Genomic DNA, 22626 nt, shown 5'->3' on the forward strand with positions numbered 1-22626 from the left:
CCCGATCGGGATCAACTACGGTGCGTAGGATTCGCTCCGTGAAGCGATCCGTCCGGTTTCCGGTCTCCGCCACGCTGCTGCGCCGCCTCGCGCTCGCCTCGATCATCGCGAACGTCGCGATCGTGGTCACCGGCGGGGCCGTCCGGCTCACCGCCTCCGGCCTCGGCTGCCCCACCTGGCCCCGGTGCACCGAGGACTCCTACACCACCACGCCCGAGATGGGCGTGTACGGGGTGATCGAGTTCGGCAACCGGCTGCTCACCTTCGCGGTCGGAATCATCGCGCTCGCCGTGGTGCTGGCCGTGCTGGCGCACCGCCCCCGCCGCCGCGGGACGCTGCCGCTGGCGGTGGGCGTGCTGTTCGGCATTCCGGCCCAGGCGGTCATCGGTGGCATCACCGTGCTCACCAACCTCAACCCGTGGGTGGTCGGGCTGCACTTCCTCGCCTCGATGGCGGTGATCGCGGTCGCGTACGCGCTCTGGCGGCGCATCAAGGACCCGGACGGGCCGGTGTCCCCGACCGTACCGGCGCCGCTGCGTACCCTCGCCTGGATCACCACGGCGGTGAGCGCGTCGGTGCTGGTCGTCGGCACGTGGGTGACCGGCAGCGGACCGCACGCCGGCGACCACGGCGCGGCCCGCAACGGCCTGGACCCGGCGGCGATCTCCCAGGTGCACGCCGACGGCGTCTTCCTGCTGATCGGTCTGTCGGTGGCGCTGTACTTCGCGTTCCGGGCGGTCGGCGCGGCTCGGGCGGCGCGGGCCGCCGCGGTGCTGATCGCGGTCGAGCTGGGCCAGGGCGTGATCGGCTTCGTCCAGTACTTCACCCACCTGCCCGCCGTGCTGGTCGGCGCGCACATGCTCGGCTCCTGCCTGGTGCTGCTGGCCACGCTGGGCGTGCTCTGGGCGACCCGGGAGCGACTGCCGGCCACCCCGGAGGTGCCGGCCGCGCCCGCCGAGCGACGGGTGGGCGCCGCCGCCTGAGCGCGGGCGTTACCGCGCGGCGGGAGCGGGAAAGCGGTCCGGGCCACCGACCGTCGCCCGAGGGGAGCTCCCCGTGTCGCGCAAGAGCCTCTCCACCACCACACCGCAACGGCTGACCCCGGTCGCCGGCGCGCCGCTGTGGTGCGACGCCCGCGAGTACGGCCTCACCGGCGACGGGGTCACAAACGACCAGCCCGCCCTGGCGGCGCTGGTGGACCGCCTCGGCGCCGGGTACGACGCCGACGGCCGGGCGCGGGTGATCTACTGCCCGCCCGGCCTGTACTCGATCCGTGACGCCGGCACCGTCTGGCGCAGCGGCGTCTCGCTGATCGGCGCCGGACCGGCGGCGACCCGCTTCCTGCTCAGCAACGAGGGCAACCGCAGCGCGCCGGTCCCGCTCGCCTTCTGGACCACGGTGCAGCACGGCGCGGACCGGGACCGGCACATCGCCGACTGCTCGTTCGCCGACTTCGAGATCGACGGCTCCGGCGTGGCCCAGACGTCCTACGACTACCTGGCCAAGGGGCTGGGCCTGCAGTACGTGGTGCGCGGCGTGTTCCGCAACCTCTACATCCACCACACCGGGGCGACCGGCCTGGGCTGTGACTTCCTCCAGGACAGCCTGATCGACGGCGTGGTCGTGGTGGGATGCGGCCGGCTGGACAACGGCGACCAGATGGGCGGCGCGGGGATCGGCGTCGGCATCGGCGGCTGGGGCGACGTGGAGCGCCTCACCATCGCCAACTGCACCACCATCGGCAACGGCACCAACGGCATCTTCCTGGAGCTGCAGAAGGACTACTGGACCCCGCCGCGCGGCATCCGGATCGTCGGCTGCCACAGCCAGGCCAACCGGTTCGGCATCTCCGACTGGGGCGCGGACGGGCTGATCGTCTCCGCCTGCACCATGACCAACAACCTGGAGGCCGGCTTCGACGTGTCGGGCAACGGCACCGCCGGGGTCGCCGGGCGCGGCGGCCTGGTCACCGGCTGCGTGATCGACTACAACGTCGGCGACGGCATCAGCATGGGCAACACCCCCGGCCCGTACGCGGTCCAGGCCAACCGGATCAGCCGCAACGGCGGTTTCGGCTACCACGAGCACGACCTGGGCCACGGCTACCGGGGTGCGGCGGCCGACGTGGTGATCCAGGACAACGACATCCGGGAGAACGCGCTGGACGGCATCCGGATCGACCGGCCGATGCTGGACACGTCGATCGTCGGGAACCGGATCCGGGACAACGGCCGCCGCTCCGCCCCGGCCTGCTCCGGCTCCGGCGAGGCGGTGCGATACGGCCCGCGCGAGGTCACCGACGGCAACGCCGACTGGCCGGCCGGCGGGCACCGGGGCAAGGTGGTGCGGGTCGGCTCGCGGGACGCGGTGGTGTCCGACAACAGCGCCACCGGGCTCTCCCTGGCCGAGGTACGCCCGGACGGCTCCACCGGCTGGAGCGCGGACACACCGGAGCCCGGCACGGCGTACGAGCTGCCCGACTCGCCACCGGCGTGCGGCGGCATCACGATCGCCGCGCCGTTCGACTCGGCCACCGTGCGCGGCAACCGGATCTGGCACCGGGACGCCGACACCCAGGCGTACGGCATCTGGGTCACCGAGGCGGGCAGCTGTGTCTCGTGCGCGTTCGAGGACAACGACCTGACCGGCGCCGAGGCCGCGCTGCGGCTGGACACGCCGCCGATCGGCGGCCGCTGGGCACGTAACCACAGCGACCGCGACTGAGCGCGCCGTCGCCGCCGCCGGCGGTCAGGCGGACGCCTCGGCGGCGAACGCCAGCGCGACGAGCGTCCCGTTGCTGACGGCGTGGGCGAGGATCGGCACCCAGAGGTTGCGGTGCCGGTGCAGCAGCCAGGCGAACAGCAGCCCGGCGAAGAGGGCGCTGACGGTGTTGAACACCCGGGGCAGGTGCACGACGGCGAAGAAGGCCGCCGACAGCACCACGGCGGCCACCGCGGGCAGCCGCGCGGCCAGCCCCTGGTAGAAGACACCCCGGTAGAGGATCTCCTCGTAGAGCGGGGAGACGACGGCGCCGAAGGCGAACGCGAAGGCGAACTGCACGAGCAGGCTTCCGGCGGGGTAGCCGCCCTCACCGCCGCCACCCTCGACGAGCGCCGCGGGCAGCGCCACCACGAGCACGAGGGTGAGCGCGGCCTTGGCCAGGCCCCAGCCCACCGCGGCACCCACCTGGCGGCCCGCCGGGCGGACGAGTCGCAGCGGCCTGGCGATCTCGCCGAAGCGGTGGCGCACCACCGCGAGGCCGACCGCGAGCTGGGCGCCGTTGATCAGGGCCCAGGCGATGGTGGACGCCGCCGTCTCCGGCATGCCCAGCCGCTCCGGTCCCCGGGCCAGGAAGTCCGCGACCGCCGAGTTGGCCAGGCCGACACCGACGGCGAGCACGAGCGCCATGTCGAGGTAGCTGAACCGGCGGGTGTCGCGTGCGGGGTCGGTGAGGGGTGCGGTCATGCCGGGCAACGTTAGGCGGCCGACCTATATCGGTCAAATGACCGACCATCTATGATCACGTCGTGCCCAAGGTTGTGGACCACGAGGAGCGGCGGCGTCATCTCGGCGCGGCGGCGTGCGTCGTACTGGCGCGCGCGGGGTCGGCCGGGATGACGGTGCGCGCCGTCGCCGCCGAGGCCGGCATGCCGCTGGCGACCGCGCAGCACTACCTGCCGACCCGGGAACTGATGGTCCGGGCGGCCATGGACCACCTGGCCGGGCGCGTGGTGGCGCGGGCCCGGACGATCCCCGCCGACCCGGTCACTCCGGAGGTCATCCGGCAGGCGGTACGGCAACTCGTCCCGCTGGACGCCGAACGCGCCTTCGAGGCCCGCGTCTGGCTGGTCCTCACCGCCGAGGCGCTCGTCGACGAGCAGGTCGCGGCGATCCTGGCGGAGAGCGAGGCGCAGATGCGGGCCAACGTCGAGCGGCTGCTCACGCTCGGCCGGGCCACCGGCGGCATCGCCGGGCACGTGGACGCGCGGGCCGAGGCCGCCGCGCTGGCGACGCTGCTGGACGGCGTCACGGTACGGATCCTGACCACCGGACTGGACCCGGCGGACGCCCGCACGGAGATCGACGCCCACCTGGCCCGGCTCGCACCGGCCGGCGCTTAGCCAGCCGGGCTCCCCCGGCCGATCCAGGTCAGTGGCGGGCCAGGTGGGTGAGCACCGCGTCGGCGAGCCGGTCCGGGGCGCCGTCGGCGTACCCGACGAACAGACTCGGCTCGGTCAGCTCCAGCTCGACCAGCACGGGCTCGCCGTCCGGGCCGGGGATCAGGTCGACGCGGGCGTAGAGCAGGCGGTCCGGGCCGCCGGGCACCACCGCGAGCACCTTCTCGGCCACCGCGCGCTGCTCCGCCGTGGCGACGCGGGCGTCGATCCGCTCCTCCTTGTAGAGCGCGGCCTCGCCCAGGTCCGGCCCGGTCAGCATCGGACCCTTGCGGATCGCGTGGCTGAACGCCAGGCCGCCGGGACCGGCCAGGAACAGCAGCGCGGTCTCCCCGGCGGTGTCCACCGCGTCGAGGTACGGCTGCACCATCGTGACCCGCCCGGCGTCGGAGAGCCGCCGCACGTGGGCCGGCGCCAGCTCGCGGTGCTCCGGGTCGGTCAGGTCGTAGCGGCCGGTGTCCTGGCTGCCGGCGCTGACCGCCGGCTTGATCACGTACTCGCCGCCGGCCGGTGGGGTCCACTCCCGCCCGGGCTCGACCCACTCGGTCGGGACGGTGGGCACTCCGGCTGCGGACAGCTCGGACAGGTAGCGCTTGTCGGTGTTCCAGGCGACCACGTCGGCCGGGTTGACCAGGGCCGGCACGGTACGCGCCCAGGCCACGAACTCGTCCCGCCGCAGCACGTAGTCCCACGGGGAGCGGAGCACGACCAGGTCGTACCCGGACCAGTCGACTGCCGGGTCGTCCCAGACGGCGATCTCGGCGGTGACGCCGCGGGCGGCGAGCGGGCCGAGCGCGAGCCGGTCGTCCGGGTCGAGGTCGGGCAGTTCGGCGCAGGTGACGAAAGCGACCCGGGGTCTCCCCCGGGTCGACTGGTGGTGGTCGGTCATTCGGTATATGTCAACGGGCCATCGTGCGCCGGGCCATCGACCGCCACAGGTCGTTGCTCGGACGCATCTGGTCCATCAGTTCACGCTCCCAGGCGTTCTCGACGTCGACCCCGGCCTTGGCGCAGGCCTGCCGCGCGACGTCCGTGCCGTCGGCGAACTGGTCCGCCCATACCCCGTCGGAACCCACGAGGACGATCCGTGCGCCGCGCTTGCCGACGTACTCGATGACCGCCTTCGCGCCGCCGTGTCCGGCGGCGAACGACTTGATGCCCGCGACCAGGCCGTTGGGGGCCTGCTCGGCGGTCTTGTCAGCCGTCAGCGTCGTATCGGAACCATCTGCCATGACGCGAAGCCTAAGCAGAGTTCCACCCGGATGTGCGAGAACCATGAACTGAATGTGATGCCAATTACCCATCGGTTTAAGAAGAACCACAGGTAATTCGCCCGTACATGTCGCTTATATCTGGGCGAAGCGGGCGGGCTGGATCGTCACAATCTGTCCGGGTTGAACACGTCCGGGGAAGCCCGAAAAAAATTTCTGATGAACCGCCGGACGGGCGGGTCAGAGCAGCGCGTCGAGCGCGACGGCCGCGAAGAGAATCGTGAGGTACGTGGTGGACCAGTGGAACAGCCGCATCGGCTTGACCGCCTCGCCACGCGTCGCGCGCCGGCACAGCTTGTGCGCCTCGACGAGGAAGATCCCGCCGACCACGAGCGCGGTGACGCCGTAGATCGGGCTCATCCCGAGCGGCCACACCGCCAGCGAGGAGAGCACCGTCAGCCAGGAGAAGCCGATGATCTCCGCGTTCACCCGCCGGACCGAGGCCACCACCGGCAGCATCGGCACCCCGGCGCGGGCGTAGTCGGCCTTGTACTTGATGGCCAGCGCGTAGAAGTGCGGCATCTGCCAGAAGAAGACCACAGCGAACAGGCCCCACGCGGCCGGCGCCAGCGTGCCGGTGACAGCGGCCCAGCCGATCAGCACCGGCGCGGCGCCGCAGATGCCGCCCCAGAACGTGTTCGCGGCCGTGGTCCGCTTCAGCCACAGCGTGTAGACCAGGTCGTAGTAGGCGATCGCGGCCAGCGTCAGCACCGTCGCCAGCCAGTTCGTCGCCACCGCCATCAGCGCCACCGACACGACCGCCAGCACCAGGCCGAAGACCAGCGCGCTGCGCGGCGACACGGTGTGCGCGGGCAGCGGGCGGCGCTTGGTACGCCGCATGAGCTGGTCGATGTCGCGGTCGATGTAGCAGTTGATGACGCTCGCCGCGCCGGCCGCGAGCGACCCGCCGACCAGCACCACGGCGACCAGCCACAGCGACGGCATCCCGCCGTGGGCGAGCATCATCGCCGGCACGGTGGTGACCAGCAGCAGCTCGACGATCCGCGGCTTGGTCAGCGTCACGTACGCCGCCACCACGGCGCGTACGTCCCGCCGGCCGCTCGCCGGCGCCTCCGCCACCGCGCCCACCGGCGACTGCCCGGCAGGGTTGCTGACGGGGCGCTCGGTGATCATGCTCACGGATTGCCACCTTCCGGCATCGGCGGGGGAGGTCGTTCGGCCCGGACCGCTGCGGGTCCACACACCGCCCCACACACTACGCGGCGTCGTTTTCGCTGCCCCGTGGACCCGGCAACGGTGCGAGCCGTCACACCTGCGGTTGAACGACCGGACGTCCGCGATCCGTACAGAACAGCATGCTGAGATCCCCGGGCGGACGTTTAGCGCCGCTCGATAGGGTCATCAGTGAGGGTTCCGCCCATCTGCCGAGGAGCACAACCATCGTGGCTGCCAACCGACCCGAGCTTCCCGCTCTCAACTGGTCCGACCTCGACCGCAGGGCCGTCGACACGGTCCGCGTGCTGGCCATGGACGCCGTGGAGAAATCCGGCAACGGCCACCCGGGGACGGCGATGAGCCTCGCCCCGGTGGCGTACCTGCTCTTCAACCGGGTCATGCGGCACAACCCCGCCGACCCGAACTGGGCCGGACGCGACCGGTTCGTGCTGTCGGCCGGGCACTCCAGCCTGACGCTCTACATCCAGCTCTTCCTCTCCGGCTACCCGCTGGCGCTGGACGACCTCAAGGCGCTGCGCCAGTGGGGCTCGCTCACCCCGGGCCACCCGGAGCACGGCCACACCCCGGGCGTGGAGACCACCACCGGTCCGCTCGGCCAGGGCCTCGGCAACGCGGTCGGCATGGCGATGGCGGCCCGCCGCGAGCGCGGCCTGTTCGACAGCGAGCCGGACCGCGCCGACTCGCCGTTCCGGCACGACATCTGGTGCATCGCCTCCGACGGTGACATCGAGGAGGGCATCACCCACGAGGCCAGCGCGCTCGCCGGTCACCAGCAGCTCGGCAACCTCTGCGTGATCTACGACGACAACGAGATCTCGATCGAGGACGACACCCGCATCGCCAAGAGCGAGGACGTCGCGGCCCGCTACGAGGCGTACGGCTGGCACGTGCAGACCGTCGACTGGCGCCGCGGCGACGCCGACCAGGGCGACTACCACGAGGACGTGGAGGCGCTGTACCAGGCGCTGCTGGCCGCCAAGGCGGAGACCGGCCGGCCGTCGTTCATCGCGCTGCGCACGATCATCGGCTGGCCCGCGCCGAACAAGAAGAACACCGGCAAGATCCACGGCTCGGCGCTCGGCGCGGACGAGGTCAAGGCCACCAAGGAGATCCTCGGCTTCGACCCGCAGCGCACCTTCGAGGTCGACGAGGAGGTGCTCAAGCACGCCCGTCAGGTGCTGGAGCGCGGCGCGCAGGAGCAGGCCGAGTGGACCACCGGATTCGACGCGTGGGCGCAGGCCAACCCGGAGCGCAAGGCGCTGTGGGACCGGATGGCCACCCGTACGCTGCCGACCGGCTGGACCGACGCGCTGCCGACCTTCCCGGCGGACGCCAAGGGCGTCGCCACCCGGGCCGCATCCGGCAAGATCCTGGAGGCCCTGGCGCCGGTGCTGCCGGAGCTGTGGGGCGGCTCGGCCGACCTGGCCGAGAGCAACAACACCACGATGAAGGGCGAGCCGTCGTTCGTCCCGGCTGCGCACGCCACCAAGGACTTCCCGGGCGACGAGTACGGCCGCACGCTGCACTTCGGCATCCGCGAGCACGCCATGGGCTCGATCCTCAACGGCATCGCCCTGCACGGCGGCACCCGCCCGTACGGCGGCACGTTCCTGGTGTTCAGCGACTACATGCGCCCGGCGGTACGGCTGGCCGCGCTGATGAAGCTGCCGGTGACGTACGTCTGGACGCACGACTCGATCGGCCTCGGCGAGGACGGCCCGACGCACCAGCCGATCGAGCACCTGACCGCGCTGCGGGCCATCCCCGGCCTGGACGTGGTCCGCCCGGCCGACGCCAACGAGACGGTCTGGGCCTGGCGGCAGGCGCTGGAGCACACCGACCGGCCGACCGCGCTGGCGCTCAGCCGCCAGGCGCTGCCGACGTTCGACCGCACCGACCTGGCCGGCGCCGAGGGCGTCGCCAAGGGCGGTTACGTGCTGGCCGAGGCGTCGAACGGCAAGCCGCAGGTGATTCTCGTCGGCACCGGGTCGGAGGTGCAGCTCTGCCTCACCGCGCGGGAGCGGCTGGAGGCCGACGGCACCCCCACCCGGGTCGTCTCCATGCCCTGCCAGGAGTGGTTCTTCGCCCAGGACGAGGCGTACCGGGAGTCGGTGCTGCCTCGCGGGGTAAAGGCACGGGTGAGCGTGGAGGCGGGCATCGCGATGTCGTGGCGCGCGATCGTCGGCGACAGCGGCGAGTGCGTGAGCATCGAGCACTACGGCGCCAGCGCGCCGCACACCGTGCTCTTCGAGCAGTTCGGCTTCACCCCCGACCGGATCGTGGCCGCCGCGCACGCGGCGCTGACCCGGGTGGGCGACATCACCGGTTTCACGACCGGCAACTGAGGGGAGCGTGGACGGCATGACGGACAGGCTGAAGGACCTCCAGGGCGCCGGTGTGGCGATCTGGCTCGACGATCTCTCCCGGGTACGGCTGACCTCCGGCGGGCTGGACAAGCTGCGCCGGGAGAGCCACGTAGCCGGGGTGACCACCAACCCGACGATCTTCGCCAAGGCGCTGAGCGACGCCGACGAGTACGACTGGCAGCTTCGTGACCTCGCCGTACGCGGCGTGGACGTCGAGGAGGCGGTCCGCATGCTCACCACGTACGACGTGCGGTGGGCCTGCGACGTGATGCGCCCGTCGTACGACGTCAGCGGCGGCGTGGACGGCCGGGTGTCGATCGAGGTGGACCCGCGCTCGGCGCACGACGCGGCGAAGACCGTCGCCGAGGCCAAGGCGCTGTGGTGGCTGGTCGACCGGCCGAACCTGTTCATCAAGATCCCGGCCACCGAGGAGGGCCTGCCCGCGATCACCGCGACCCTGGCCGAGGGGATCAGCGTCAACGTCACGCTGATCTTCGGCCTGGACCGGTACTCGCAGGTGATGGACGCCTTCCTGGCCGGCCTGGAACAGGCGAAGGCCAACGGGCACGACCTGTCGAAGATCGGCTCGGTCGCCTCGTTCTTCGTCTCCCGGGTCGACACCGAGGTGGACAAGCGGCTGGAGAAGATCGGGTCGGACCAGGCCAAGGCGCTGCGCGGCAAGGCCGCTGTCGCCAACGCCCGGCTGGCGTACGAGCGCTACGGCGAGGTGTTCTCCTCGGCGCGCTGGCAGAAGCTGGCCGACGCGGGCGCCCACCCGCAGCGCCCGCTGTGGGCCTCCACCTCGACGAAGAACCCGGACTACCGGGACGTCATCTACGTCGAGGAGCTGATCGCGCCCGGCACCGTCAACACCATGCCGGAGCCGGTCATCCACGCCTACGCCGAGCACGGCGAGACGAAGGCGGACACCGTCACCGTCGCGTACGACGACGCCCGCCAGGTCTTCGACGACCTGCTGGCGGTGGGCGTGGACCTGTCCGACGTGATCGCCACGCTGGAGCGCGAGGGCGTGGAGAAGTTCGAGGCGAGCTGGGTGGAGCTGCTGGAGGGGGTCAAGAAGTCCCTCGCCGAGGCGGCCAAGGGCTCGGGCAGCCCGCACCGGGCCGCCGGGAAGAACGCGCAGGCGGCGCAGCAGGCCGGCGGCAACGCGTGACAGACGGCGTCCGACGCGTCCCGGGGCCCGGCCCCGGGACGCGTCGCGCCGTACCGTGGAAGCGGTGAGGGGGCGCTGTGTGGAAGCCGAGGTGGCGCCGTGAGTGACCTGCTGGCCGGGCGGGCGGACATGGCCGCCGGCCTGGCCGTGCGCGGAGCCGACGCCCTCGGTGCGTCCACCCGCGCCACGCTCGTCTCCCATGACGTCCCGGCCCGGCTCGCCGCCGCCGACCCGGCCCTCTGGGGACCCGCCGCCGAGCCGGCGGCCCTCGACGGGCTGGGCTGGCTGCACGCCCACCGGCGCAGCCGGGACCTGCTCCCCCAGCTCGCCGAACTGGCCGCCGAGCTGGGCGACCTGGACCACGTGGTGCTGGCCGGCGCCCGCGACGACACGCTCGCCGCGGAGGTGCTGGCCGAGTGCCTGGGCCGGCCGCTGACGGTGCTCGACACCGCCGACCCGGGACCGGTCCGGGCCGCGCTCGCCGACCGCCCGGCGCGGACCCTCCTGGTGCTCGCCGCCCGGCGCGGCCTCGACCGGACCACCGACGCCCACCTGCGGGTCTACCGGCAGGCGTGGGCGGACGAGGGCCCCGACGCCGCCCGGCACGTCGTGGTGGTCACCGAACCCGGCTCCGACCTCGCGGCGCGCGCCGACGAGCTGGGCGCGATGGTCATCCCGGCCGAGTCCGGCGTGGCCGGGCCGTGGGCCGCGCTCACCGCGTCCGGTCTGGTCCCGGCGGCGCTGGCCGGCGCGGCGGTGGCCGAGGCGCTGGACGAGGCGGAGGCGCTCACCGGCGTGCTGGACCGGGACCGGGACAACCCGGCCCTGGCGCTCGGCGCGGCCCTGGGCGCGGCGCCCGGCGCCGGACGGGACACGATCGCGCTGGTCCCGGACGGCACCGGCCTCGACGGCCTGGGCCGCTGGGCCGGCGCGCTGCTCGCCCGGGCCACCGGTGGACGGCTGCTGCCGGTGGTCGCGGAGTCCCCCGACTCCCCCGGCGCCACCGGGCCGGGCGTGCTCACAGTCGGTCTCGGCGGCGCCCTCGGCGCCGGCGTCGGGCCGGGCGTGGCGGCCGACGTGGCCGTCAACGGCCCGCTCGGCGCGCACCTGCTCACCTGGGCCTACGCGGCCGCCACCGCCGCGGTGACGCTGCGGGCCGACCCGTTCGCCGCGCCGCCGGACCCGGTGGGCGACGACGCGGCGCCGGAGAGCGGGCCGCCGTCGTCGGTCGAGGGCGCGATCGAGGTGTACGCCCCGAGCGGCGCGCCCGCCGACCTGACCGGCGCGCTGCGCTGGCTGCTCGACGGGCTGGGCGAACGGGAGCACCTCGTGGTGACCGCGTACCTCGACCGGCACGCCGACGCGTCGGTCGCCGGGCTGCGCCCGCTGCTGGCGCGGGCCGCCGGCCGTCCGGTCACCTTCGGCTGGGGACCGCGCCGGGCCGAACACACCGACCCGCACGGCCGGTACCTCCAGATCACCGGTGCGGTCACCGATGATCTGGACGTGCCCGGTCGTCCGTACACCTTCGCGCAGCTCCAGGCGGCCCAGGCCGCCGGCGACCGGCGGGCCCTGGCCGGCCGGGAGCGACCGGTGCTGCGCCTGCACCTGACCGAGCGGGCGGCGGGTGCCGCCCAGCTCCTGGAAACGGCCGGACGGACACGCACGTGACGATCAACGACCTGGAATCAGCGGACCGAGACGCAGGAGGAGGTGGCCCGGTGAACCCGCTGCGCGATCCGCAGGACCGGCGACTACCCCGGATCCCCGAGCCGTGTGCCCTGGTGATCTTCGGGGTGACCGGCGACCTGGCCCGCAAGAAGCTGCTGCCGGCGGTCTACGACCTGGCCAACCGAGGGCTCCTGCCGCCCGGCTTCGTGGTCCTGGGCTTCGCCCGCCGGGACTGGGGCGACGGCGACTTCGAGTCGGTGGCGCACGACGCGGCCAAGAAGCACGCCCGCACCCCGTGGCGGGAGGAGGTGTGGGCCCGCCTCGCCGGCAACATCAAGTTCGTCGGCGGCTCGTTCGACGACGACGCGGCGTTCGACCACCTCGCCGCCACACTCGACGAGCTGCGCGACTCGCACGGCATCGCCGGCAACGCGGCCTTCTACTTCTCCATCCCCCCGGCGGCCTTCCCGGTGGTGCTCAAGCAGCTCGCCCGCACCGGCATGGCCGACAACGCCAAGTCCGGCGGCTGGCGGCGCGTGGTGGTGGAGAAGCCGTTCGGCAACGACCTGCCGTCGGCGAAGGCGCTCAACGACCTGGTCGACGACGTCTTCACCAGCAAGGACGTGTTCCGGATCGACCACTACCTGGGCAAGGAGACGGTCCAGAACATCCTGGCGCTGCGCTTCGCGAACAACCTGTTCGAGCCGCTGTGGAACTCCAAGTACGTCGACTCGGTGCAGATCACCATGGCCGAGGACGTCGGCATCGGCACCCGCGCGGCCTTCTACGACTCCGTGGGCACCGCCCGCGACGTGCTCCAGAACCACCTGCTCCAGCTGCTCGCCCTGGTCGCGATGGAGGAGCCGACGAGCTTCGACGCCGACGAGATCCGGGCCGAGAAGCTCAAGGTGCTCAAGGCGATCACCGTGCCGCGGGACGTCACCGAGGACACCGTGCGCGGCCAGTACCTGCCCGGCTGGGTGGGCGGCGAGCGCGCCAAGGGCTACCTGGAGGAGGAGGGCGTCCCGGAGGGCTCCACCACCGAGACGTACGTGGCGGTGAAGCTGGGCATCCAGAACCGCCGCTGGGCCGGGGTGCCGTTCTACATCCGGGCCGGCAAGCGGCTGCCCCGGCGGGTCACCGAGGTGGCCATCATGTTCAAGAAGGCGCCGCACCTGCCGTTCAACGCCGCCGACATGGAGTCGCTCGGCCCCAACCAGCTCGTCATCCGGGTGCAGCCGGACGAGGGCGTGGTGCTCAAGTTCGGCTCCAAGGTGCCGGGCACCACGATGGAGGTCCGCGACATCGCGATGGACTTCCAGTACGGCGAGGCGTTCACCGAGTCCAGCCCCGAGGCGTACGAGCGGCTGGTGCTGGACGTGCTGATCGGCGACCGGACGCTGTTCCCGGACGCCGCCGAGGTGGAGCAGAGCTGGCAGGTCGTCGACCCGCTGGAGCACGCCTGGGAGGGCACGACCCCGGAGCCGTACCGGGCCGGTGAGTGGGGGCCCCGGGCCGCCGACGAGATGCTGGCCCGCGAGGGCCGGGCTTGGCGGAGAGCGTGAGCGAGCACTGCGAGCGAACCAGGAGGCTCCATTGATCGGGCTGTGGGACACCACCGGCAACGAGGTGGTCAAGGCGCTGGCCGCGGAACGGCGCAGCGCGGGCGGGGTCGCCAGTGGCATGGCGCTCACGCTGATCGTGGTGGTGGACGAGAAGCGGGTACGCGAGGCCGAGGCGGCGGCCACCATCGCCGCCGCGGCGCACCCGTGCCGGCTGCTCGTGGTGGTCCGCTCCGACGTCGAGCGGGACCGCAACCGGCTGGACGCGGAGATCGTCGTGGGTGGCCGGCTCGGGCCGTGCGAGGCGGTGGTGACCCGGATGTACGGGCGGCTCGCGCTGCACGCCGAATCCGTGGTGATGCCGCTGCTGGTGCCGGACGTACCGGTGGTGACGTGGTGGCACGGCGAGCCGCCGGAGGAGATCGCCACCGACTTCCTCGGTGTGGTCGCGGACCGGCGGATCACCGACTCGGCGCAGGCCGCCGACCCGATCGCCGCGCTGCGGCAGCGGGCGCACGACTACGCCCCGGGCGACACCGACCTGGCGTGGACCCGGATCACCCCGTGGCGCACGCTCGTGGCGGGCGCGTTCGACACCACCCAGGCCCGGGTCACCGAGGCGAGCGTGGTGGCGCCCCCGTCGGATCCGACGGCGGCACTGATGCGCGGCTGGCTCAACGCCCGGCTCGGCATCGACCCGATCCTGACCGCCACCGAGGAGTTCCCGCGGATGCGTCAGGTGCAGCTGCGCTGCGCCAACGGCGACGAGCTGACGCTCACCCGGGACGACAGCATCGCGGTGTTCCGGCGTACCGGGCAGGAGGACCGCACGCTGCCGCTGGTGCGCCGGCCGCTCGGTGACGAGCTGGCCGAGGAGCTGCGCCGCCTCGACGCCGACCAGGTGTACGCGGAGGCGCTCGGCGCTGCGGCCGGGATCACCGGGCTCGACCAGCGCCCCGCCCAGCGGGTGCACGTGTGGAAGGATCCGGCGACCGCCCAGCGGGCCGAGGCCGGCGTGACCGCGCACGCGGGCGCGACCGCGAACGAGTGACCACCCGGACCGGGTGGTCGGAGGCACAGTTGACCGCCGGTGGGCGGTCGGAACACGAGGGCTCGACGGATGACTGAGGCGAGTGTCGCCGTACACGCCGACCCCGACCTGCTGGCGCAGGCGGTGGCGGCCCGGTTGGTGGTGAAGCTGCTCGACGCGCAGGCCGAGCGCGGCCAGGCGTCGGTGGTGCTGACCGGAGGGCGGATCGCCGCGGCGGTGCACCGGGCGGTCGGGCAGCTGCCCGCCCGGGACGCCGTCGACTGGTCCCGGGTCGACGTGTGGTGGGGCGACGAGCGGTTCCTGCCCGCCGGTGACCCGGAGCGCAACGAGACGCAGGCCCGGGCGGCGCTGCTGGACACGGTGCCGCTGGACCCGGCCCGGGTGCACCCGATGCCGGCGTCGGACGGCCCCGCGGGTGACGACCCGGAGGCGGCTGCCGCCGGGTACGCGCGGGAGCTGGCCGCCGCCGCCCGGCCCGGGAACGCGATCGTGCCGCACTTCGACGTGCTGATGCTCGGCGTCGGCGAGGACGGGCACGTGGCCTCGGTGTTCCCGGAGCACCCGGTGCACCACGACAAGCGGCCGGTCAGCGCGGTACGGGGCAGCCCGAAGCCGCCGCCGGTGCGGACCACGCTGACGCTGCCGACGATCAACACGGCCGAGGAGGTGTGGCTGATCGCCGCCGGGGCGGACAAGGCCGGGGCGGTGGGCATGGCGCTGGCCGGGGCCGGGCCGGTGCAGCTTCCTGCCGCCGGGGTGCGGGGCGTCTCGCGTACCCTTTGGCTGCTCGACCGGGCCGCCGCGGCGAACGTGCCGCCGCGGCTGCGCAGCCTCCGCTGATCCCGGTCGTGGTCGGGCCCCTGCCGGGGCCCGTCCACGATCTGGCGATCGACGACACCAGCTCGCCGGCATCCGGGGCACCCCGACACGACCACCACCCCGATCTGGCGATCGGCGACGCCAACTCGCCGGCTCAGGCGCGGCCGCGGCGCCGCCGCAGCGCGTCGAGGGCCTCGGCGAGCAACGCCTCCCCCTCCTCCGGCGTGCGCCGCTCCTGCACGTACGCCAGGTGGGTCTTGTAGGGCTCGGCGCGCTGGCGGCCCGGCGGGTCGCCCGGGTCGGGGCCGGCCGGCTCGCCGCAGCGCGGGCACTCCCAGGTCGCGGGCGTCTCCGCCTCGGCGGCGATCAGGAACTCGACCCGGTGCCCGTGGCGGCACCAGTAGACGACCGGGCGGCGCGGCGCGGGCTCCACCCGCTGGTCGAACCGCTCGGGGGCGGACCCGATCCGGGTGCCGCGGATGACGTTGTTGCTGGGCACGGTTGCTCGCTCCCTGTCGTCGGAGGGGACCGCCGCCGGAGGGGGTGGGCGACGGACGACGTGCGGAGAAACAAAACTGCGCGCGGTCCGTGACGGACCGCGCGCAGATTGTACGCTTCTCAGCGCCGACTCAGGTGCCGCTGGCCATCTGCAGCCGCAGCCAGAGTCCGAGCCCGACGATGCACGCGAACCAGACGATTCCCACCAGAACGGTGTAGCGGTCGAGGTTCTTCTCGGCCACCGACGAACCGGCCAGGCTGGAGCTGACGCCGCCGCCGAACATGCTCGACAACCCGCCGCCCTTACCGCGGTGCAGGAGGATCAGCAGGGTGAGCAGGACGCTCGTGATGACCAGCAACGTGATCATCGTGTAGGCGAACCAGATCGGCATGGCGGGGGTCAGTCCTCTCGTTGCGATCACTGCCCGGACCTGTCGGGCACTGCGGCACCGACCGGTGGACGGGCAGCGTCAAGGATAGCGAGCGATCAGCGGGTGATGTGCTCCGGGAACCGGCAGATCTGCGCGAACTCCTCCGCGTCCAGGCTGGCGCCCCCGACCAGAGCCCCGTCCACGTCCGGCTGCGCCATGATCGCGGCGACGTTCGACGCCTTGACCGACCCGCCGTACAGGATCCGGACCTGCTCGGCGGTGCCCTCGTCGTAGGTCTCGGCGATGCGCTTACGCACCGCGCCGCAGACCTCCTGGGCGTCGTCCGGGGTCGCCGTCTTGCCGGTGCCGATCGCCCAGACCGGCTCGTACGCGACGACGACCTTGGTGACCTGCTCGGCGGTGAGCCCCTTCAGCGCGCCGTCGAGCTGGTCGCAGCAGTGCCGCACCTGACCCGACTGCTCCCGGACCTCCAGGCCCTCACCGATGCAGAGGATCGGGGTGAGCCCGTTCGCCAGCGCCGCCGACACCTTCGCGTTGACGAGCGCGTCGTCCTCGTGGTGGTACTGCCGCCGCTCGGAGTGCCCGACCACCACGTAACCGCAGCCCAGCTTGGCGAGCATCGGACCGGCGATGTCACCGGTGTACGCGCCGGACGGGTGCGGCGACAGGTCCTGCGCGCCGTAGCCGATCAGCAGCTTGTCGCCGTCCACCGCGGTCTGCACGGTACGCAGATCGGTGAAGGGCGGCAGTACCACGCACTCGACGTCGGTGAGCTGCTTCTCGTTCAGGCTCGCGGCCAGCTTCTGCACCAGCAGGTTGGCCTCGAGGTGGTTCAGGTTCATCTTCCAGTTGCCGGCCATCAGCGGCCGGCGGGTCGTGCTCGCCATTCAGTTCTCCAGGGCCGCGATGCCGGGGAGGGTCTTGCCCTCCAGGTATTCCAGGGAGGCGCCACCACCGGTGGAGATGTGCCCGAAGGAGGACTCGTCCAGGCCCAGCGCGCGCACCGCCGCGGCCGAGTCGCCGCCGCCGACCACGCTGAACGCGTCGGCCTTGGTGATCGCCTCGGCCACTCCCCGGGTGCCGTTGGCGAACGCCGCCATCTCGAACACGCCCATCGGGCCGTTCCAGAAGACGGTCTTCGCCTGCGACAGCGCGGCGGCGAAGCCGGCCACCGTCTCCGGGCCGATGTCCAGGCCCAGCCGGTGGCTGGGGATGCCGTCGGCGGGCACGGTGTCGTGCGCGGCATCAGGCGCGAACGCGTCGGCCACCACCACGTCGACCGGGAGCAGGATCTTGCCCGGCGCGCGCTCCATCAGGTTGCGGCAGGTCTCGACCATGTCCTTCTCCAGCAGCGACGTGCCCACCTCGTGGCCCTGGGCCTTGAGGAAGGTGAAGCACATCCCGCCGCCGATGAGCAGCCGGTCCACGGTCGGCAGCAGCGCCTCGATCACTGCGAGCTTGTCGGAGACCTTCGAGCCGCCCAGCACCACCACGTACGGCCGCTCCGGCTCGCCGGTGAGGCGGCTGAGCACCTCGACCTCGCGCAGCACCAGCCGGCCCGCGAAGTGCGGCAGCCGGGCCGGTACGTCGTGCACGCTGGCGTGCTTGCGGTGCACCGCGCCGAACGCGTCGTCCACGTAGGCGTCACCGAGCGCGGCGAGCTGGTCGGCGAACGCGCCCCGCTCCGCGTCGTCCTTGCTGGTCTCGCCCTTGTTGAACCGCAGGTTCTCCAGCAGCGCGACCTGACCGTCGGCGAGGTCGGCCACGGTGGACCGCGCCGAGTCGCCGACGGTGTCCTCGGCGAAGTGCACCGGGGCGCCGAGCAGCTCACCGAGCCGCCCGGCGACCGGGCGGAGGCTGAACTGCGGGTCCGGCGCGCCCTTCGGGCGGCCCAGGTGCGAGCAGACGACCACCTTCGCGCCGGCCTGCACCAGCGCGCTCAGCGTCGGCAGGACGGCCCGGATCCGGCCGTCGTCCGTGATGTCCCCGGTCTGCTTGTCGAGCGGGACGTTCAGGTCGGCGCGCACCAGCACGCGCCGACCCGACACCCCCTCGGCGAGCAGGTCGTCGAGGTTGCGGATGCTCACAGAGCTAGCCCTCCGTTCGTGACTGCGGGGCTCGCAAGCTCGCTCCTCGCACTCACAGGGACTGACCCACCAGCTTGACCAGGTCGACGAGGCGGTTCGAGTAGCCCCACTCGTTGTCGTACCAGCCGACGACCTTGACCTGGTTGCCGATCACCTTGGTCAGCGGCGCGTCGAAGATGCACGACGCCGGGTCGGTCACGATGTCGGCGGAGACGATCGGGTCCTCGTTGTAGGTGAGGATGCCCCGCAGCGGGCCCTCGGCGGCGGCCTTGAGCGCGGCGTTGACCTCGTCCACAGTGGTCTCCCGGCCGACCTCCACGGTCAGGTCGGTGGCCGAGCCGGTCGGGATCGGCACACGCAGCGCGTAGCCGTCCAGCTTGCCCTTGAGCTCCGGCAGCACCAGGCCGATCGCCTTCGCGGCACCGGTCGAGGTCGGCACGATGTTGAGCGCGGCGGCCCGGGCCCGGCGCAGGTCCTTGTGCGGCGCGTCCTGCAGGTTCTGGTCCTGCGTGTACGCGTGGATGGTGGTCATCAGACCCTGCTTGATGCCGAACGTGTCCTGCAGGACCTTCGCCATCGGCGCGAGGCAGTTGGTGGTGCAGGAGGCGTTCGAGATGATGTTGTGCTTGGCCGGGTCGTACTGGTCCTGGTTGACGCCCATGACCACGGTGACGTCCTCGTTCTTCGCCGGCGCGGAGATGATGACCTTCTTGGCCCCGCCGTCGAGGTGCGCCTTCGCCTTGGTGCCGTCGGTGAAGAAGCCGGTGGACTCGATGACCACGTCGGCGCCGACCTCGCCCCACGGCAGCTTCGCCGGGTCCTTCTCGGCGTACGCCTTGATGGTCTTGCCGCCCACGGTGATCTCGTCGGCGGTGGCCTTCACCTCGTGCGGGAGGCGGCCCAGGATGCTGTCGTACTTGACAAGGTGGGCGAGCGTCGCGTTGTCGGTCAGGTCGTTGACCGCCACGACCTCGATGTCAGCGCCGGACGCCAGCACTGCCCGGAAGAAGTTGCGGCCGATCCGGCCGAAGCCGTTGATGCCAACCCGGATGGTCACAGGTCCCATCTCCTCGCGTTCTGGTCCGCCGGCGCCAGACCGGGGCCGGCGGAGGTGTGTGCGCCGACCGTTGGAGCCGGCCGTCGACATGTCATCTCGGCCACCCCGCCGCGGTCACGGAGACCTGACCGCCCGAGGCGGTGAGCACGGCGAGGAGCGCCTGTTCCGGCCCCCTTGCCGTACGCAGCGACCATATCCGAGCGCGCGGCGTCGCGCTGCGGCGGGTGGTGATCCCGCACGCGGTGCGCTGCCGCCCGAGTCCTATCAGACCACGAGCATGTCCGGCGTGACTGCCGCTTCCGTATCCGGGATGCCCAGGTCACGGGCACGCTTGTCGGCCAGCGCGAGCAGCCGGCGGATCCGGCCGGCGATGGCGTCCTTGGTCAGCGGCGGCTCGGCGAGCGCGCCCAGTTCCTCCAGCGAGGCCTGACGGTGCTCCAGGCGCAGCCGCCCGGCCGAGGTCAGATGGTTCGGCGCGTCGTCGGCGAGGATCTCCAGCGCGCGGGTCACCCGGGCGGCGGCGGCCACCGCGGCACGGGCGGAACGGCGCAGGTTGGCGTCGTCGAAGTTGGCCAGCCGGTTCGCGGTGGCGCGCACCTCCCGGCGTACCCTCCGCTCCTCCCAGGCCAGCACGCTGGAGTGCGCGCCTATGCGGGTGAGCAGCGCGGCGATCGCGTCACCGTCCTTGACCACCACCCGGTCCACGCCGCGCACCTCGCGGTTCTTGGCGGTGATACCGATCCGGCGGGCGGCGCCGACGAGCGCCAGCGCCGACTCCGGGCCGGGGCAGGTGATCTCCAGCGCGCTGGAACGGCCCGGCTCGGTGAGCGAGCCGTGCGCCATGAACGCGCCCCGCCACGCCGACACGGCACAGCAGACGTTCGCGGCCACCACATGCGGCGGCAGGCCGCGCACCGGGCGGCCCCGCACGTCGAGCAGGCCGGTCTGCCGGGCGAGCGCCTCGCCGTCCTTGACCACCCGCACGATGAAGTGGCTGCCCTTGCGCAGCCCGCCGGAGGCGAGCACGTGGATCTCGCTCGGGTAGCCGTACACCTCGGCGATCTCCCGCCGCAGCCGGCGCGCGACCGCGCCGGTGTCCAGCTCCGCCTCGACCACGACGCGGCCCGACACGATGTGCAGGCCGCCGGCGAAACGCAGCAGGGCGGCCATCTCCGCCCGCCGACAGCAGGGCTTGGGCACGTCGACCCGACTCAGCTCGTCCTTGACCGCAGCCGTCATCGCCATAGTGCGCCCCCTCACGGACCGGTTCCGGCGTGTCGCCGGTGATTACGTACGTGTCTAACGATCGGCGCGCAGGACAGGCACCAGCGCGGCGCCCAGTGCGGCTGGATCATGACGGGGCGTGCCGTCGAGGACGGCGACGGGAGCGAGGACCAGCCGGGCACCAAGCGATTCTGCCGCACGTTCGACCGCCGCGGGATCACCCACCGCCGTGGAGTCGGCGAGCACCCGGTCCACCTTCAGCTCGGGCAGATAGCGCCGCAGGGTGTCCAGATGGTCGGGCAGGGAGAGCCCCGAGGTCTCCTTCTCGGCCACCAGGTTGAGCGTCACCAGCCGCCGCGCCGGGCTGGACACGATCGCGTCCGCAAGCCCCGGCACCAGCAGGTGCGGCAGCACGCTCGTGTACCAGCTACCAGGTCCGAAGATCAGCCAGTCCGCCGCGCGTACCGCTGTCACTGCCTCGGCGCACGCGGCCGGCGCGGACGGGCTGAGCCGCAGCGACTCGACGGTGCCCGGGGTGACCGCGACCTGGTGCTGGCCGCGCACCGTGGACACCTCGTCCGGGTGCTCCGGGTCGGCGCCGCGGACCCGGGCCTCGATCCCCACCGGCTGGCGGGACATCGGCAGCACCCGCCCCACCGCGCCGAGCATCGCCCCGGCGTGGTCGAGCGCCGCCACCGGGTCGCCGAGCAGTTCGGTGAGCCCGTGCAGGAGCAGGTTGCCGACCGCGTGGCCGGCGAGCGAGTCGCCCACCGCGACAGGTACCGGCGCGGCGATCGTCGGCGCCGGCGGCACGGCGGCGGCGAAGCGGTGCTGGAACAGCGCCGCGCTGCGCCGGGTGGCCGGATGGTCACCGGCCAACGCGACGAGCGCCTGCCGCAGGTCACCCGGTGGCAGGCCGCCGCGCTCGGCGCGCAGGCGGCCGCTGGAGCCGCCGTCGTCACCGACGGTGACCACCGCGGTGATGTCCAGGTCCAGTTCGGGTACGCAGTGACGCAGCGCCCGCAGCGACGCCGAGAGCCCGTGCCCGCCGCCGAAGGCGACCACCCTGGTCGGGGTCACTCCCGCCCCAGGTCCCGGTGCTGGGCGTTGGCGGCGATGCCGGAATGACGCAGCCGGGAGGCCAGCTCCTCGGCGATGGCCACGCTGCGGTGCTTGCCGCCGGTGCAGCCGACCGCCACGGTCAGGTAGCGCTTGCCCTCCCGCTCGAACCCTGCGGTGGTGGCGTTGACCAGGTCGGCGTAGCCGGCCACGAACGCGTCGGCGCCCTCCTGGCCCAGCACGTACGCGCTCACCGCCTCCTCCCGGCCGGTGTGCTCACGCAGCTCCGGCACCCAGTACGGGTTCGGCAGGAACCGGGCGTCCATCACGAAGTCGGCGTCCGGCGGCAGGCCGTACTTGAAGCCGAACGAGATCACGGTGATCCGCAGCCGGCGGGCGTCCTCACCGCCGAACAGCTCCTCGACCCGGCGACGCAGCTGGTTCACGTTCAGGTGGCTGGTGTCGATGATCACGTCGGCCTGCTCGCGGGCCTCCTCCAGCAGCGTCCGCTCGACCGCGATGCCGTCGGCCAGCCGCCCGTCGCCCTGCAACGGGTGCGAGCGGCGCACGCTCTCGAACCGGCGGATCAGCACCTCGTCGTCGGCGTCGACGAATACCACCCGGGGCTGGAAACCGCGCTCGCGCAGCTCGCGGATCGCCCCGGCCAGGTCGGTGGAGAACGCGCGCGAGCGCACGTCCAGCACCATCGCCGTACGCCGGGCCGCGCCGCCGGCCTTGAACGCCAGCTCGGCCATGTCCAGCAGCAGCGCCTGCGGCAGGTTGTCGACCACGTAGTAGCCGACGTTCTCCAGCGCCCGCGCCACAGTGCTGCGCCCGCCGCCGGACAGGCCGGTCACCACCACCAGGGAGGTGTCCGACTCGGCCGGCGCCGTCTCCCCCTCGGTCCGCCCCAGGTCACCCGCTGTACGCGCCTCGCTCACCCGCTACCCCCAGCCGTGGCGCCGCGGCCGGTCGGCCGCGCATGGTCAATCAGCGACTCTAACGGCTGCGACCCGGCCCGGG

The 22626-nt window shown here is 72.9% G+C and carries 21 protein-coding genes; 9 read left to right on the top strand and 12 right to left on the bottom strand.

What is annotated here, in order from left to right:
• Nucleotides 1–20 precede the first annotated feature (20 nt).
• A complete protein-coding gene (locus O7611_RS18800; protein ID WP_194803166.1) occupies nt 21–983 on the top strand; it encodes a COX15/CtaA family protein in 963 nt (320 codons plus the stop codon).
• A 73-nt stretch (nt 984–1056) separates the two neighbouring features.
• Nucleotides 1057–2724, top strand: coding sequence for a right-handed parallel beta-helix repeat-containing protein (locus O7611_RS18805; RefSeq protein ID WP_194803167.1), 1668 nt, complete (start codon nt 1057–1059; stop codon nt 2722–2724).
• Nucleotides 2725–2748: 24 nt separating this feature from the next.
• On the opposite strand, the gene O7611_RS18810 is transcribed toward O7611_RS18805, so the two are convergent.
• A complete protein-coding gene (locus O7611_RS18810; protein WP_194803168.1) occupies nt 2749–3465 on the bottom strand; it encodes a CPBP family intramembrane glutamic endopeptidase in 717 nt (238 codons plus the stop codon).
• 62 nt (nt 3466–3527) lie between these two features.
• On the opposite strand from O7611_RS18810, the gene O7611_RS18815 reads away from it, so the two are divergent.
• Nucleotides 3528–4121, top strand: coding sequence for a TetR/AcrR family transcriptional regulator (locus O7611_RS18815; RefSeq protein ID WP_194803169.1), 594 nt, complete (start codon nt 3528–3530; stop codon nt 4119–4121).
• A 28-nt stretch (nt 4122–4149) separates the two neighbouring features.
• On the opposite strand, the gene O7611_RS18820 is transcribed toward O7611_RS18815, so the two are convergent.
• From O7611_RS18820 to O7611_RS18830, 3 genes are all read right to left on the bottom strand, one after another.
• Nucleotides 4150–5064 (bottom strand): ATP-grasp domain-containing protein, encoded by a 915-nt coding sequence (locus tag O7611_RS18820; RefSeq protein WP_269697322.1) that lies wholly within the window; start codon nt 5062–5064, stop codon nt 4150–4152.
• A gap of 10 nt (nt 5065–5074) precedes the next feature.
• Nucleotides 5075–5407, bottom strand: a complete 333-nt coding sequence (locus tag O7611_RS18825; protein ID WP_013287454.1) for a hypothetical protein — start codon at nt 5405–5407, stop codon at nt 5075–5077.
• A gap of 219 nt (nt 5408–5626) precedes the next feature.
• Nucleotides 5627–6586 carry a heme o synthase gene (locus O7611_RS18830; protein WP_194803171.1) on the bottom strand — a complete coding sequence of 320 codons (960 nt, stop codon included), beginning with the start codon at nt 6584–6586 and terminating at the stop codon, nt 5627–5629.
• Between the two features lie 263 nt (nt 6587–6849).
• On the opposite strand from O7611_RS18830, the gene tkt reads away from it, so the two are divergent.
• From tkt to pgl, 6 genes are all read left to right on the top strand, one after another.
• Complete coding sequence (tkt, locus tag O7611_RS18835) at nt 6850–8988, top strand: transketolase (protein WP_194803172.1); 2139 nt, start codon at nt 6850–6852, stop codon at nt 8986–8988.
• 16 nt (nt 8989–9004) lie between these two features.
• The gene (gene tal / locus O7611_RS18840; RefSeq protein ID WP_194803173.1) at nt 9005–10183 is read left to right on the top strand and encodes a transaldolase; all 1179 of its coding nucleotides are present in this window, start codon (nt 9005–9007) and stop codon (nt 10181–10183) included.
• Nucleotides 10184–10282: 99 nt separating this feature from the next.
• Nucleotides 10283–11854: a glucose-6-phosphate isomerase gene (locus tag O7611_RS18845; protein WP_194803174.1), complete on the top strand. Its 1572-nt coding sequence runs from the start codon at nt 10283–10285 to the stop codon at nt 11852–11854.
• A gap of 50 nt (nt 11855–11904) precedes the next feature.
• Nucleotides 11905–13419: a glucose-6-phosphate dehydrogenase gene (gene zwf, locus O7611_RS18850; protein ID WP_194803175.1), complete on the top strand. Its 1515-nt coding sequence runs from the start codon at nt 11905–11907 to the stop codon at nt 13417–13419.
• Nucleotides 13420–13450: 31 nt separating this feature from the next.
• Entirely contained in the window at nt 13451–14467 is a 1017-nt protein-coding gene (locus O7611_RS18855; protein WP_194803176.1) for a glucose-6-phosphate dehydrogenase assembly protein OpcA, read from the top strand.
• A 69-nt stretch (nt 14468–14536) separates the two neighbouring features.
• On the top strand, nt 14537–15307 hold the full coding sequence (pgl, locus tag O7611_RS18860; protein WP_269697323.1) for a 6-phosphogluconolactonase: 771 nt from the start codon (nt 14537–14539) through the stop codon (nt 15305–15307).
• Nucleotides 15308–15440: 133 nt separating this feature from the next.
• On the opposite strand, the gene O7611_RS18865 is transcribed toward pgl, so the two are convergent.
• The 8 genes from O7611_RS18865 to rapZ form a co-directional block, all read right to left on the bottom strand.
• Nucleotides 15441–15785, bottom strand: a complete 345-nt coding sequence (locus O7611_RS18865) for an RNA polymerase-binding protein RbpA (RefSeq protein ID WP_018788218.1) — start codon at nt 15783–15785, stop codon at nt 15441–15443.
• Between the two features lie 130 nt (nt 15786–15915).
• Nucleotides 15916–16176: a preprotein translocase subunit SecG gene (gene secG / locus O7611_RS18870; RefSeq protein WP_091420428.1), complete on the bottom strand. Its 261-nt coding sequence runs from the start codon at nt 16174–16176 to the stop codon at nt 15916–15918.
• A 95-nt stretch (nt 16177–16271) separates the two neighbouring features.
• Nucleotides 16272–17063, bottom strand: coding sequence for a triose-phosphate isomerase (gene tpiA / locus O7611_RS18875; RefSeq protein ID WP_135241179.1), 792 nt, complete (start codon nt 17061–17063; stop codon nt 16272–16274).
• The gene (locus tag O7611_RS18880; RefSeq protein ID WP_194803178.1) at nt 17064–18263 is read right to left on the bottom strand and encodes a phosphoglycerate kinase; all 1200 of its coding nucleotides are present in this window, start codon (nt 18261–18263) and stop codon (nt 17064–17066) included.
• A 52-nt stretch (nt 18264–18315) separates the two neighbouring features.
• The gene (gap, locus tag O7611_RS18885; RefSeq protein WP_013287466.1) at nt 18316–19320 is read right to left on the bottom strand and encodes a type I glyceraldehyde-3-phosphate dehydrogenase; all 1005 of its coding nucleotides are present in this window, start codon (nt 19318–19320) and stop codon (nt 18316–18318) included.
• A gap of 264 nt (nt 19321–19584) precedes the next feature.
• On the bottom strand, nt 19585–20565 hold the full coding sequence (whiA, locus tag O7611_RS18890) for a DNA-binding protein WhiA (RefSeq protein ID WP_018788213.1): 981 nt from the start codon (nt 20563–20565) through the stop codon (nt 19585–19587).
• A 54-nt stretch (nt 20566–20619) separates the two neighbouring features.
• A complete protein-coding gene (locus O7611_RS18895) occupies nt 20620–21624 on the bottom strand; it encodes a gluconeogenesis factor YvcK family protein (RefSeq protein ID WP_135241181.1) in 1005 nt (334 codons plus the stop codon).
• Nucleotides 21621–22517 carry an RNase adapter RapZ gene (gene rapZ / locus O7611_RS18900; protein WP_135244018.1) on the bottom strand — a complete coding sequence of 299 codons (897 nt, stop codon included), beginning with the start codon at nt 22515–22517 and terminating at the stop codon, nt 21621–21623. The genes O7611_RS18895 and rapZ overlap by 4 nt, the downstream gene beginning before the upstream one ends.
• Nucleotides 22518–22626: the final 109 nt, after the last annotated feature.

The organism is Micromonospora sp. WMMC273 (assembly GCF_027460285.1).
GTDB lineage: Bacteria > Actinomycetota > Actinomycetes > Mycobacteriales > Micromonosporaceae > Micromonospora > Micromonospora aurantiaca.